Origin of the sequence: Lachnospira multipara ATCC 19207 (genome assembly GCF_000424105.1) — a bacterium.
Lineage (GTDB): Bacteria > Bacillota > Clostridia > Lachnospirales > Lachnospiraceae > Lachnospira > Lachnospira multipara.
Window position 1 is genome coordinate 81,076 of record NZ_AUJG01000006.1, and the last position, 14,763, is coordinate 95,838.

General features: G+C 35.6%; 10 protein-coding genes. 2 read left to right on the plus strand and 8 right to left on the minus strand.

Translation table 11 applies throughout. The features are described from left to right. Positions 1-3: 3 nt before the first annotated feature. From G600_RS15025 to G600_RS0106935, 8 genes are all read right to left on the minus strand, one after another. Positions 4-2,574: an ATP-binding protein gene (locus G600_RS15025; protein WP_051195409.1), complete on the minus strand. Its 2,571-nt coding sequence runs from the start codon at positions 2,572-2,574 to the stop codon at positions 4-6. Positions 2,575-2,683: 109 nt separating this feature from the next. Beyond that, positions 2,684-3,712: a transglutaminase domain-containing protein gene (locus tag G600_RS15030; RefSeq protein WP_027431283.1), complete on the minus strand. Its 1,029-nt coding sequence runs from the start codon at positions 3,710-3,712 to the stop codon at positions 2,684-2,686. A gap of 8 nt (positions 3,713-3,720) precedes the next feature. Next, a complete protein-coding gene (locus G600_RS0106910) occupies positions 3,721-4,284 on the minus strand; it encodes a DUF5662 family protein (protein WP_034245851.1) in 564 nt (187 codons plus the stop codon). A gap of 14 nt (positions 4,285-4,298) precedes the next feature. Beyond that, on the minus strand, positions 4,299-5,573 hold the full coding sequence (locus tag G600_RS0106915; RefSeq protein ID WP_027431285.1) for an ATP-binding protein: 1,275 nt from the start codon (positions 5,571-5,573) through the stop codon (positions 4,299-4,301). 24 nt (positions 5,574-5,597) lie between these two features. Then, positions 5,598-7,091 carry a carboxypeptidase M32 gene (locus G600_RS0106920; RefSeq protein WP_027431286.1) on the minus strand — a complete coding sequence of 498 codons (1,494 nt, stop codon included), beginning with the start codon at positions 7,089-7,091 and terminating at the stop codon, positions 5,598-5,600. Further along, entirely contained in the window at positions 7,039-8,451 is a 1,413-nt protein-coding gene (locus G600_RS14025; protein WP_051195411.1) for a vWA domain-containing protein, read from the minus strand. Before G600_RS14025 ends, G600_RS0106920 begins: the two co-directional genes overlap by 53 nt. A gap of 1 nt (position 8,452) precedes the next feature. Beyond that, positions 8,453-9,502: a leucine-rich repeat protein gene (locus G600_RS0106930; RefSeq protein ID WP_027431287.1), complete on the minus strand. Its 1,050-nt coding sequence runs from the start codon at positions 9,500-9,502 to the stop codon at positions 8,453-8,455. A gap of 3 nt (positions 9,503-9,505) precedes the next feature. Then, complete coding sequence (locus tag G600_RS0106935) at positions 9,506-10,867, minus strand: GGDEF domain-containing protein (protein WP_027431288.1); 1,362 nt, start codon at positions 10,865-10,867, stop codon at positions 9,506-9,508. A 209-nt stretch (positions 10,868-11,076) separates the two neighbouring features. On the opposite strand from G600_RS0106935, the gene G600_RS0106940 reads away from it, so the two are divergent. Further along, on the plus strand, positions 11,077-12,831 hold the full coding sequence (locus G600_RS0106940) for a GGDEF domain-containing protein (protein ID WP_027431289.1): 1,755 nt from the start codon (positions 11,077-11,079) through the stop codon (positions 12,829-12,831). Next, positions 12,824-14,533 carry a GGDEF domain-containing protein gene (locus G600_RS0106945; RefSeq protein WP_027431290.1) on the plus strand — a complete coding sequence of 570 codons (1,710 nt, stop codon included), beginning with the start codon at positions 12,824-12,826 and terminating at the stop codon, positions 14,531-14,533. The genes G600_RS0106940 and G600_RS0106945 overlap by 8 nt, the downstream gene beginning before the upstream one ends. The last annotated feature ends 230 nt before the right edge of the window (positions 14,534-14,763 follow it).

Here is a 14,763-nt window from a genome sequence, read left to right on the forward strand (position 1 = left end):
TTATCACCTCCAGCCCAACATCTTTAGTAATTTCTCGTAGCTCTCCATTAGATAAGCCTGTTTTTGATGTGCAATATCTATATTTCCAGCCTTAACTCCCTGCTCGATTTCCTTGCAGAGAGCCGAAAAATTCTTAGCACCAATAGTAAGAGATGTACTCTTTAAACCATGTACAGCAATTCTATAATTATTAAAGTCATTGGCTTCATAGAATTTTCTAATATCCTCGAAGCGATTTTCCTTAACGTAATCTGCCTTTAACTCATCGTATAACTCTCTAATTCCGCCGCAATATTCCATACCCGTCTTGTCATCGATATAGCAGATATTCGCCATATCAATAGCGTCTGCAACTGCATTTTCAACGGTTTTCTTAGTATCTAGATTATTGGCATCTAATTTCGTTATATCAAGTAAGCCACCCTCCTCGATGATCTTATTAAAATCCTCGTCCTTAGTTGGCTTGTCATACCATCTATAATTCTCATGCCAGTTTTTATCCACTTCCTCATCCACGATGCTATCCGGTGGTAAATATTTTCTTATGATGGCCTCTAGCTGCAACTCCCTAATAGGCTTTGCTAGATAGTCATCAAAGCCAATGGATAGGTACTCTTTCTTAGCCCCATTAATGGCATTGGCCGTAAGCATAATAATAGGTGTTTCTCTATTTAAATTATCCTTATCCGCCTTAATTTCCTTAAAGGTCTCAACGCCGTCCTTGCCAGGCATCATATGATCAAGGAAAATCATGTCATAGTTTACATTTCTAGTAAGGGCAATGGCTGTGTTACCGTTGTCGCAGTAATCAATGTCAATATTTGTATTTTTAAGGAGGCCCTCCACTACCTTAATATTTGCCGGAATATCGTCCACCACAAGGATTTTTACATCATTTACCACAAAGGAAATGTGTCTATTCTCCTCATAGTCCTCATCATTCTTAAGTGAGGAAATATCCCCAAGAAGATCTTCTCCATCTAGCTTTTGAGGGATTGTTATGGTAAAGGTAGAACCAACGCCATATTCACTTTCCACCTCAATGCTGCCTCCCATAAGGTCTACTAGCTGCTTTGAAATAGAAAGACCAAGGCCTGTGCCCTCTACCGCATAATTTCTCTCAATATTAATTCTCTGGAAGGTATGGAAAAGATTCGATAAATCCTCCTTTTTCATACCCTGTCCCGTATCTGTCACCTGAACAATTAAGTTTATTGTGTCCTCCTCATCTGTTGGAGAATAGCCAACAAACATGGTAACACTGCCGTAATCTGTATATTTTATTGCATTTGTTAAAATGTTATTAATAATCTGACGGATTCTAATAGCATCACCAATTAAACATGCCGGAACCTTAGTATCATTTTTTAAAACCACTGATAAACGCTTACTTTTAGCCCTCATCATAATCATGCCAATACAGTCATGAATCATGCTCTTTAGATTGTAGCTAGTCTCAACTATTTCCATTTTTCCTGATTCAATCTTAGAAAAATCAAGGATGTCATTAACTATGGTGTAGAGATTATTACTGGCTTTCTCAATATCTCTTGCATAGGATAGGATTTCAGGGTCCTTAGAATCCCTTAGAATCATGGTATCCATACCAATAATGGCATTAATAGGAGTTCTAATTTCATGAGACATGTGGGCAAGGAAATTAGACTTTGCCTTATTTGCCACCTGAGCTTGCTGTTTAGCCTCATCGGCTTCCTTTTTAGCCTCTCGCAATTTATTGTTTTGAGACTCCATGATTTCTACCTGCTTTGCCAGCATTTCTGAGGAAACCCTTGAATTTTCTAGCAAAGTCTCCATAAGTCTCACAATAAGCACGATTACCATAATGATGCTATAAACTGTAATTCCGTATCTAAAGTAGGTACCCTTTACATTTTCAATATCACCAACACCTAAGCAGACATCGATAATACCGCAGGAAATGGATACAAAAAGTCCGATCTCTTCAAGTTTTAAATCCCAGACCTTAAGCCTGTGATTTTCTAGGGTACAGCATACAAAGAAGACAATTAAATCTATTACAATGTAGCTATAAGTTGAAAGGAAAATATATTTTACATCTATAGCTTTTGATAAAAAGAGACCTAATTGTACAAAGAAAATAAGGAAGGATAGCAAAAGCATCACATCATATAATCTTCTATATTTATTGCCATATTGTTTTTCGTAATAAAGTAAAAGTAAAATTGGAATCGTCATTAGAATACTGATTAAACCAGTGGTGTAGGCGGTTTCAACGTAGAAATAACCGCCTATATACTTGCTTTCTAAAAAGAAATAAAGAGTTGCAAGTAAATCAAATAAAGTAAGATATTCAAGGCCAGTATTACGGCCATCCACGAACCTGCGAATGACAGTAATACCCCATGAAATCAAAAAAGTCAACAAAATAAGAAGGTCACAAATAAAATTGACCATATTACTAACTGCGCTAAATGGCAGTGTATTCATATCATATTTTATAACGTCCTTCATCTGATAGCTGATGAAGTCTATAATCAAAAGAACGAATTCTCCAAGCAGAAGAATCCATAAAGCCTTCTTATACCCCTTCATATCAGTTCCCTCTACAATTAACACGTACTATTTATTGTTACAATTATTGTACAACATTAACTATAAACTGGCAACTTGTTAAGGTTAATTGATAATTATTAAAATGTATTTAATTCGCTGTGCTGTAATAGCTATAATATACATCATCAGTTAAGTTTGCGTTATTTGCCTCATATCTTGAGTCTGTGCAACTATGTTTTGCTGCAAGATATCCCGCCGCTGCGGAGGCATTTATTGTGTGATCAGCACTAATTGTAGCATCTGTTACAAGGAAATAATCGTAAATTTTTATCTGTTCAGTAGAAGAAACAAATGGCGCATCCCAAGTACAATCAATGTTATACCAAGTACCATCAATTCGTACCTGATTCCAAGCATGACCTATAACACTTGAACCGTTATTGGCTGGACCTGAAACGATTTCTGCCTGCACCCCTGCTAAGTAGCATAATAATGAAAATGCATCTGCATAGCCTTGGCATACAGCCACCTTGTTAATTAGCGCACCCGTACAGGTAAATAAGCTTCTATTACTTGTATCAATAGTTGATGGGTAAGTAATAGAGTCAATTAGGTAATCGTGAATTGTTTTTACCTTAGTATATTCTGACATTGAGCTAGAAATAATGCTGTTTACAATAGACTGTGCTGCGCTATATTCACTTGCTGTTATAGCTGAAAATGTATGTAATTCAACGCTAGTGCTAGCGCTATTTGAAACAGACTGTAATAGTGAAGAGTTATCACTTTCTTGGCTAACTCCACTTACTGCTGATTTAGCAACTTGTAAAGAGCTAGAAGAATTAGTTGAGGCAGCATTAGTCTCTTCTTTTATTGTAATTTGTTGGCCTGAACTTGTTGTAATTACAGTTGTGCCATCCTCAAGAGTTGTAACGGAAGTCTCTACTTGACTTGCGCTTGTATCTTCACTACTCTCCCCTGTAGAAGTCTCAGTGGATTCATCTGATGAAATTTCTTCCAAGCTTTCATCATCACTTGATTCTATTGTGTCATCGACGCTTTCTGCTGCAAGGTTTCCTGACTTTGCAGAAGATGCTTTATTGCAGGCAGTTATATTAGTGCATAAAAGCATTAAAACCAACAGTAGGCTTAAAAATCTAAATTTGCGATTACCCATATTTCCTCCTATTTCTTACGGTGTAAGATCTTACGTCTTATATATGCATATGTGTAGTCTTCTCCCTTTTCTGATAACATTTTCAAAAGGCGATAAAGGAGTGCCTCTGTATCTGGGTGCATAAGATAATGTCCCCTGCCCTGTAAATAGTAGTTTAAGGCATCAGAATCGGTATATTTGTCTTTATTGTAGATTTTGCTTGCTGCTATTCTATCGCAAAACATTTCTATAATGTATTTCTTTGGCATTGGCATGCCTTCTAGGTTGATATCCCCTGTCTTTTTTGTAGAATAATCAATCCAGTATTCATAGTGGTGTCTGTTGCGGCCCTTGTGATGAAGCCAAGCACTAGAGACACCCTCTTTTTCTCTCTGGGCATTATTCGGACTTCTATTCCCCTGGAAATAAATTACCCCCGGTATAAATTCCACAGGTGAATACTTAGAAAGGTCATGAGTAAGACCTTGATAATACATACCAAGTTTAAACATTTCCTTTCTAACTAATCTTCTATGGGCATTAACGGTATGCAAATGTCCACAAAAATTTTTCCAAAATTGAATAAATGTCATCAATTCACCCCATTCTATTTGTTCAAATCTTTTAGAATCTTTGTCTTCTTAGAGTTTATTAATAACTTATCAGCATATTCTAGGTAGTTTTTATTAGGGTTGTTAAGTAGGAATATTGCTGCATTTTCACTAAGTGTAAGGTTAGTAATAAATATAAGCATACTTCCCTCGTCTAAGCCTTCCTTAATAAAACGAATAGTATTATCTAGGTTAGAGCTTGCCATTTCTGAACTAACGCCCACTTTAAGCTCTAAGCTCATATCATAATCTGTTCCTGAATCCTTTGCTTTTTTAAGCTCTTCGGCACTTTCATTGGCCTCTTTAAAATCTCTATCTAATCTTTCTAATAGCAGATTAATAAGAATTAACTTCTCATCATATTCTGCGTTGTTTAGTCTAGCATAAACCGCTGCATCAACGCTAGCTTTTAAGATAAGTTCTATCTCATAATCTTTGCTATATTTCATGTAAAGATCATAGAAGCTTAGGAAATCCTCAGCCACTTCTCTATCTCTTAAATATTCATAGATAATGTCCTCAGTTATAGCAATTCCTAGCTCTTCATAGCTATAAAGGAGGGTACTTAAATCCTCCCAGCCTCTAGCTGTAACAAATTTTAAGCCGTCCACATCAGAGTAGACCTTATAGAAGTTATCGGCTTTTACATCTAAATAACTTAGTATACTTCTGTGAACCTTGCGATTTATAGCATAGATTTTCCAAGCATCAAGGTCAGGCTCTATATTGATTAAACGAACTCTATCAAGAGTTACAACGTCAAGCTCTCTAACCTGCTTGTTGTATTCTGATGGGTTTCCTGCAGCCACAATAATCCAGTTTTTTGGAAGCTTTTGATTACCAAAAGTCTTAACCTGCAAAAACTGTAGCATCATAGGCATAAGTGTCTCAGAAACACAGTTAATCTCATCAATAAAGAGAATTCCCTTCTTGTGCCCTGTCTTTTCCATGTATTCGTAAATGCCTGAAATAATCTCAGACATTGTATACTCTGTAACATCTCTTTCCACGCCGTCATAAACCTTCTTTGAAACAATAGGTAGACCTACGGCTGACTGTCTTGTGTGATGTGTAATTGTATAAGAAACAAGGCCAATGTTTAACTCCTCGCTAATTTGCTGCATAATCTGAGTCTTACCTACCCCTGGAGGACCCATTAATAACACTGGTCTTTGTCTAAGTTCAGGAATCTTAGGATTTCCCTGTTCATCCTTTAAAAAATAAGCCTTTACTGTATTAGCAATTTCTTCTTTTGCCTGAAAAATATTCATAACTTTCTCCTAACCATAACCTAATTATAGGCCATATAACATTCCATATTTATTTTCAATGTATTCTAAGAAGTCCTTTGAAGTTAATTCTCTAGTTGTAATCTGCTTGATCCAATCGCTAGAATCGAGTTTGTCTGCGTCTTTCCATACATTTTCAAACATCCACTTATTAATTGTATCCATGTGGCCTGTTCTAATGGCATCTGCCACATCAATCTCTTCCTTCATCTTGTTGTAATACATGCTGTTGTAGAAGTTACCAAGGGCATAAGTTGGGAAATATCCAAAACCGGAAGTCCAGTGAACATCCTGTAAACAGCCAAGTGTATCATTAGTTGGAGTAACTCCAAGATAGCTCTTATACTTCTTTGCCCAAGCCTTTGGAACATCAGCAATATCAAGCTTTCCCTCCATAATTTCCTTCTCGATTTCATAACGAATAATTATATGGAAAGTATATGTAAATTCGTCCGCCTCAGTTCTTACAAGACTAGGCTGTACCTGATTTACATAGTCAAAAATTTCTGTCTTTGAAACGCCCTTTAGTGCCTCTGGGAAAATGTCTTGCATTCTATCATAAATGGCAGCAATGAAGTTTTCAGATCTGCCGATAATATTTTCATAAAATCTTGAAACCGATTCGTGCTGACCCATGCTCTTATAGTCGAATAAATAGTAGTCCCAATCCTTATCTGGTGTGCTTAAATCAAAGAGGGCATGGCCACACTCATGAATTACAGAATACATGCTTGAGAAGAGATTATCCTCATAAAAATGTGTTGTTACCCTTTCGTCATTTCGGCCCACAAGTTCAGTAAATGGGTGCTCTGAAAGAGCATAAGTGCCCCTATTAAAGTCAAAGCCTAGAGTTTCAAGTAAGAACTTCATAAATTCTTCCTGTTGATAATCCTTTACCTTTCTAGAGGCAAAGTCAGTTCTAATAGGCTTTTTAGCGGCCTTAATCTTTTCAAGTAAAGGAATAAGGCTTTCCTTGCACTCTCCAAAAAGCTCATCAAGCTTAGCGCTTGTCATGCCTGGCTCATAGATATCAAGTAAGTTATCGTAAGCCACATCCACTGCCGACTCGTTTAAAGCTATCTTTTTAAATTCCATATCCTTTATCTTAGCAAGACTTGGTGCAAATTTTGTGAAATCTGCATCCTTTTTTGCCTCCACCCAATTTGCGAAGGCTTCGTTTTCTATATTTGAAAATTCAAGATTAAGCTCTGGGCTTATATTCTTGTTTCTTTCAATGTCCTTGTAGAGCTTGCTGACTAAAACCTTAGCCTCAGTTTCTAGGCTATCTAGCTCTTTATGTAGGGCCACTACGCAGTCCACAAATTCCTTGCTATGAGTAATCTCATAAGCTTTATTAGCAAGTAAACTCTGTAGCTCACCCTGAGCTTTAAGGCCCTTAGTTGGTGTCTTTGTTTCCATATCAAACTCTATGATTTTACTAGCGTGCTCATACTCCTCTGCTTCTTTTAGTTTTCCCAGTAAAAGTTTTAAATTGTCCATTTCCATTTCCTTTCTCGTCCTGCTCTAGGGTAGATTTATGAATTATCTCTTTGTAAACCCAAGCCGGAACCTTTATTTCCTCTTTTCCTTCATATCCTTCAAGGAATACAAAAGCCGTCTTATATTCTGGCTTTGTCTGTGGGAAAATGCCTCTTCCATCCGTAAAATAAATCACTCCGTCAGGACTAGTTATTTCTCCCGTCTTAATTAGATTATTTATATAAGTAAATGTTGGCCTAAAATCAGTGTTTCCGCCACCTTTAAGTTGGAAATCCGAGAATAGTTTTTCTATATTATAATCTCCATTAATAATTATATCATCTCTTACCAAATCATCCGCCTGTATTATTCTAACTCTTGCATTCTTAAAGAAATTCTCGCTTTGTCCTAAAATTTCTAAAGTCTTTTTTAGAAAATTTTTGACTAACTGTCCAGAAGTGGAATAACTAGTATCAATTGCAATAATAAAATCTCTGATCTTATTAGACTCCTTAGTTTCAAGGGGTTCAATAAGAGGTATATTTTCATAAAGACGAAGTCCGTAGCTGTAAAAGGCTAGGTCAAACTCGTCTGGGTTAGTCTTTAGCTCTTCATGGAGGGAGCTAAATTTAATTAGGAAATCTCTGTAGCTTGCCCCACGTCTTGCCTCCACCGCTAGATTGATGGATGCAATATCTCCTCCTTCATCACTATTTGAAAAGGACTTGTTATGAGAAATCTCCTTAGCTCTTTTCTGCCAATCCTTATAGGTGTCGTTCTCTCTTTGAGACATTTGCTTATTATCCTTTTTAGGCCAGAAGCTGTGATCGTCTGTGACAAATTCCCTAGCTAATTTCTGATACCATTTTATATGCTCTTCTGGCTCGAAATTCTTGCTATCCTCATATAAAAGCTCATAAATCTGAGAGGCGGAAACTATATTTAGATTCTTCAATCTCTCATAGACCTGCTTTCTTAAAAGGGTGAGAATTCTTTTGGTGCAAGGCTTATTAAGGCTATCAATAACCTGCTCCACGGCAATATCGCAGGCAAGATTCCACAAATCTTCCCTTCTATCTTGTCTTATCCACAAATGCCCGTAAATACAGTGCAAAATACTGTGTAAATAAGCTCTCTCTAAAAAGCGCTCATTCTTTTTAAAAATCTCTATGGTGTGTTCTGGCCCAAAGTAAAGCATTCTGCCATCTGTGGCAAACATCTGCATACCTTCCCTTTCCACAAAAGTTAGGGCTGAAAGGGCCACATCCATAAATCGTAAATCTTTATATATCTCGTCTCTTAAAAATGATAAAATCTCCTTGCCCATTCTGGCTTCCCACTGGCTTTGAGACTCATTTTTAAGCTTAAACTCTTCATCCATCTCATTCTCCTCTAAAATTTATAATCTTTGCTGAAGCCTCTAACCACTGATACTTTGTGGCTTCTCTTAAGGCTAGCATCTTATCTTCATTATTTATTATGTCCATTTTTAACAAAAATTCTAAGCTCTCCATATCCTGCTTTCTTATGACTTCCTTTAGGATTTCCGCCTTATTATCTGCAATAAAATCATAGTACATCTCTTTGTTTGCCTTTGATAAATCTACAGGATAAAGCAGTCTATAAATTGCCATTAGGGCTAGGGTATTAACAGCTTCCACGCTTACTGCTTTACTAAAGGTCTCATCATAGCCATTAATTATTAAAACTCCATTGGAAAATTGTTGTCTCGCCCTATAGCCTTCACCATCCACGTTAAAGGCAAAGATATGAGCAGGTCCAATTTCTTCATAACTCTCTGAATATTCAGGAAAGTAGAATCTTGCAAGGACGTTATCTAACTTATTAGTAGTCTCTGGCTCTTTATCCGGCTCCTTAAAGGTTACAAGTAGGCCCTGCTTATACTGGGCTAAGACATTTCTTATTCCAGTAGCATCCTTAATTTCTGCCTTTAAATTAATCTTTGATAATTTATTACAATTCATAAAGGCATCCCCGTCTACTAGGTTAAGGGCTTTACTCATTTCCATAAACTTTAGACTACGACAATTGTAGAGCGCAAAACTCTCGATTTTGACTAGATTTTCATTAAGATATAATTCCTCTAGAATATCTCCTGAAATCAGGGATAAATCTGTGTCGTAATCATCTATATCTATTAGTTTTTGTTTCGGAGCAAAGGCATATTTTCCTAAAACAAGGACCTTAAAGCCCTCTATCTCATTAGGTAAATAAACTAAATTAAGCTCGCCAAAGAGGCGCAGTAATCTAATACCCACATCCCCTATAGCAAGCTTATTATCCTTCATATATTCTGTAATTGTTCTCTCGCCTAAATCAATAGGCTTTAAATCCTTAGTTAGCACATAATCGTATGCGCATAAAAATCTATAATCGTAATAATCTATTGAAACACTGTACTCAAACACCATTCTCTATTCTTCTCTTTCTTGCATGTCTTTTACTTCGTAAGAAAGCTCTATGGATTCTCCCATTAAGTATCTTTCATAGATCTTTTCCACACGGGAAACTACCTTATCAATGTCCTCGTCCTTGACATTCATAATTAAAACCACGTACTGAGAGCTATTGTATTTTGTTGAGACATCCGAATTTCTTAGGGCGTCACTTACAGCTGCTTCTAGGGAATTCATGGCCTTTTTTAAAGTATCCAATTCAATAATCTGATTTCTACCAAGGGTAAATACCACCATCTTGGCGTTTCCTGGATATCTTTTTAAATATCTGCGAACAAAATTATATATCTTCTTAAAATCGTTATATTCAACCTGAAAAGCACCGTCCCTCGTATCTAGATGACCTTCAATGGTATAGATAATATTTTTCAATTCCACGTTACCTTCTCTTGAAGTCTCATCTAAAAACTCATCATATAAATGAGTTCCGTTTTTACCATTTAACTTAACTGTATAAAGGGCCTTATCTGCCTTTCTATAGAGCTCTTCAACTATCATTCCATCCTCGGGATATCTAACCACACCGCAGGATATAGTAGCAATATCACGATAACCTAATTCATTGAATTTCTCAATAGCCTTTTTATTAATTTTTTCGGCTAAATTCTTAATTTTTTTCTCTGATAAAAAAGACATTACGCAGATAATAAATTCATCTCCACCAACTCTAATGGCAAGGTCTTCCTTATTAATATTCTCAGAGATAATTTTACCTAGGGCGCTAAGGGCCTCATCTCCTGCAACATGTCCATAGGTGTCATTTATCTGCTTGAAATTATCAATATCCATCATGAAAATGGTCATCTGCTCGTATTCGTGACATTTTTCAATCCAAAGCTCAACCCCACCACTTCTATTATAGATGCCCGTTAGGTGATCAATCTTGGAATCGTTAACTACCTGCTCTATTGTCTCTTCGTTTTTCTCAACCTTATTTTCAAGGCCTTTTCTATATTTAAAGTCCTCAATGACTTTTTTTACCTTATTTAAAATCAAACTAGCGCTGTAAGGCTTACTAATTACTCCCTCTGCGCCAATTTCCAAACATTCAAGTTCAATGGCGTAATCTCTCTCACTTGTTAGGAATATAAAAGGAACATTCATCTTGTCCTTGCTTGCCTGAATTACGCGCACTATATCAAAGCCATCAATGCCCGGTAAATAAACGTCAATTAATAGTAAATCAAAATCTATCTCCTCTGCTAATCTAATAGCATCATGGCTTACTTCTGCAACAACTATTTCGTAATCATCCCCAAGTATTTCTTCTAATGCCTCAATATCTTCCTCGTCATCATCAACTAACAATATCTTCTTCATTGACTAACATCCTCCTGCCCCAATAGCTATGATAACTGTAGTTTCCCTATTATTTAACAAATATATATTAACACATTTTTTTGTATCTTAAAAGTAATGTGTCTTATTAATTTATAATCTTGATGAACTCCCTAAAGTTATGGTATATTTTTATATAACAATTTTACAAACAACAGTAATAATTTTTATTATTATGGGGATAGAAAGTTATGAACTTTAAACATATAGGGAAATACTTAATTGCAGTAGCAATTATTATTATATACATGCTTTGTATTATAAAGCTTGGTTCTAATAAATACGATATTAAAAATGTTTTTCCATTCTATAATATTGATAGTGGATGGACAGTCACAGAAAATGGGGAGAGTCGAGAAATTGAGAGCCTTTTTAAGGCTAGCATCGGTCTAGTAAATAAGCACGATTCCGTTACAATTACCACAACAATTCCAGATATAAGCGAGATTGTGTCGCCTTGCATCTCTTTTAAAACAATACTTTCTACAGCTGACGTTTATTTAGATGGCGAGCTTATCTATAGTTATGGCCATAATACTGAGGATAAAGGCCTTATGGTTAATAAAAGCTACCACTATGTACCTCTGTCAAGTTCAGATAGCGGTAAAACCATAAGCATAGTTATCACAGGTACAGAGAATAGCGCATTTTCAAGCTTTTCAAACGTCTATGTAGGAAACATTTCAGATGTCTATAACAAATATATTCAGGTACATAAGATTCCATTTATTATAGGATTTTTCTTATGTATCTTTGCTCTTGTGCTTTTGGTGCTTTCTACTTATCTAATAAGTTCAAGCCACAAGGATCACAGTATAATTTTCAGCTCCATAATTTCCTTTCTTTTAGGAGCTTATATTCTTGGCTACAACGACGTTATTATTCTAATTTCTGACCGACTACGTCTTGGAACAGTGCTAGAATACATAACTTTACTTTACATGCCAGCGGCTATCATTGGCTTTATTATTACTGATAATATCGGCTTTAACACAGTGGTTACCCGCTTCTTTTTGGCTGTAAATGTTATCTTGCCAACAATTTTTGTGATTTTACACTACACTAATATTTGTCACATTTGTAATTTTGTTAGCATATTCCACCTTTTTGCTATGATTGAGGGTTTTGCTAGCCTTTGCCAATTCATCCTTATCATAATAAGGAAGAAAAAAGACAAAAAGAAACAGATTAATATTGAAAATAGATCTCTCATCCACAGTTATTCAGGGGATGTACTTGCTATCGGCCTTATGATTTTCATTGCCACAGCAACTTACGAGATTCTAATCTTTAACTATCAGAAATATCTTTCTCCTACTGGAGACAGATTTTCCGTGTCTGTACTAACTATTGGAGCGATTATATTTGTTATGTCACTATTCCTTAACTTCTTTTTCCATAACATCGATCACTACAATTCAAAGGCCCTTTTTTCTAAGCTTGAAAATATAGCTTATACCGATGAGTTAACTTCACTAGCTAACAGAGCCTTAAGCGAGAAAGTTTTGGAAAATCTTGAAAAGACCAATGCAAACTACGCAATTATTAGTATTGACCTTGACCAATTAAAATTAATAAATGACAATTACGGGCACACCTGTGGAGACCGCTATATATCTAACTTCGCCCGTATAATAGATGAGGTGTTTATTAACTCAACCATTTCTGCAAGAATCGGCGGAGATGAATTTTTAATAGCCCTAAAGGACGCCGACGAATGGGAATGTAGTTCTCTTTTATCCAAATTTGAAACTGCCCTAATCAAGGAAAGTGAAGCTAGTGATGAATTTACTTACAAAGCTTCCTATGGTTTTGCAATTCACAAATCAAAGGATAAAAATATTGGATCCCACGAAGTTTACATGCTTGCAGATAAGCGTATGTATGATATGAAGCAGGAACACCATCTAAATTATGATAAAAAAGGAGAGATTGAAAATGCTTAATAAGAAAAATTATCTTTCTATAGCAGTAGCTGCATTTTTACTACTAACAATTCTGTTTGCAGTTTCATACTCTCTATCTTACAACCCCCTTGGGATTACTTGCTATTTAGATAGTCCATGGACTGTAAATTATAATGATAAAACTTACACAGACATGAATTTTAAAAACATTAACGATTTAACTGCTAATGGCTTTATAAAAAAGGACGTAATTAGCCTTACTACTAATTTAGAGGATGTTAATGTGGATTTTCCATGTCTCTTTTTTACAAGTAAATACTCTGCTTTTATCGTTAGTTTAACTAACCTTAAGGATGGCACAAGCTTTGATATCTATTCTTATGACTATGATAGATATAAAGATTCTGACTTTGTAGGCTGCGATTATCACCTAATTAACTTGCCTGAGGATTATGAAAATTACGAGTTAACCATTACTATTTACGTTAACTCTGACACTGAGGCTCTACCTATATCAATGCCTACACTTTCAACTTATCACAACCAGATTAATTCCTATATTAACGACCATATTTATGCTCTTTGTATAGGTATATTTGCTGTGGTCTTTGGAATTTCTTTCCTATTTATTTCACTTATGTTTATAGGAATTTCCAAAAATTCAAAGATAGAAATCTTAACTGGCCTTTTCTGCCTAGACATTGGTATTTGGCTTCTTAGTTATTACGGACTTCTAGATTTCTTCTACGAATCTAGAAACACAACTTTCATGTCTTATATAACTATGTTTTTAATTTTACCAATTACATATTTAATAATTGACACAGTGCATCCAGCAAAAAATAAGCTGTTTTTTTCAGCCGTCAGTTTTATTAACATTTTCATACCAATTGAACTTGTAATGTTGCATCTTAATAGGACTGTGTACTTTAACGAGTCCAGGGGCATCTTCTTTATCACTGCCCTAATCACTTTCTTAATTCTTACTAATTATCTTGTTAATGATATTAAGACGATTCACAAAACTAGAACCTTTAAGAGTGCCTCTAACAGATTGCAGCTCTATGGTTTATTCTGTTTTGCTTGGTGCGGAATTTTTGAAATTGCAACGGTTAGCCTACACATTTTTTCTGAAGACATAAATTTGATTATTAAAAATATAACTCTGCCTACAGGTATTGCTATTTATATAGGCACTGTTATCTTTAACTACATTATCTTCTCCACAGAAGGTCTTGCTAGAGTTCAGCAGTATAACAAGCTTAAGGAAATGGCCTATGTTGATGTTTTAACTAAGCTTCCAAACCGCGCCGTTAGTGATTATTTAATGAAGCGCTATGGTAATTCTACTAGCAACTACTGCATCATCAGTATTGATATTAACGGCCTTAAATCTGTAAATGATACTTATGGACATACAGAAGGAGACCGTCTTATTAAGGACTTCGCCAACTGTCTTTCTGAAAATTTTGAAGACGTTGGTGTCTGCACTCGAATGGGTGGCGACGAATTCCTTATTTATATTGATACTATTAAGGAAGTAGATTTAAAGAAACGTCTTATAAATCTTGAGGAAAGCTACTCAAGTCTTGATGAGGACAATGAAAAGGGAATCAGACACAGCTTTGCCTATGGTTATGCCTTTAAGAATAATTTGGAAAATCCATCTCCTCATACCGTCTACATGGTTGCAGATCAGTTGATGTACGATATGAAGAGAAAACAGCATGAGCAGAGGTAGGACTAGATGAGATAGAGCTGCAGTTTGCGGTGGATTGTAAATTTAAGTGTACAAAAACTTCTATTCTTATTATGAAGTTCTGTACAAAAGATTATGAAAAATTTCCACTTGACTTTGCTATTAGTTTTGTGATAAATTAGACGCTGTCGATTAAACGCGCCTACAATTGTTTAAACGAACACAATTCAATAAGGTATTTATTGGAAACTATGCATTTCTTTGCAGGAACA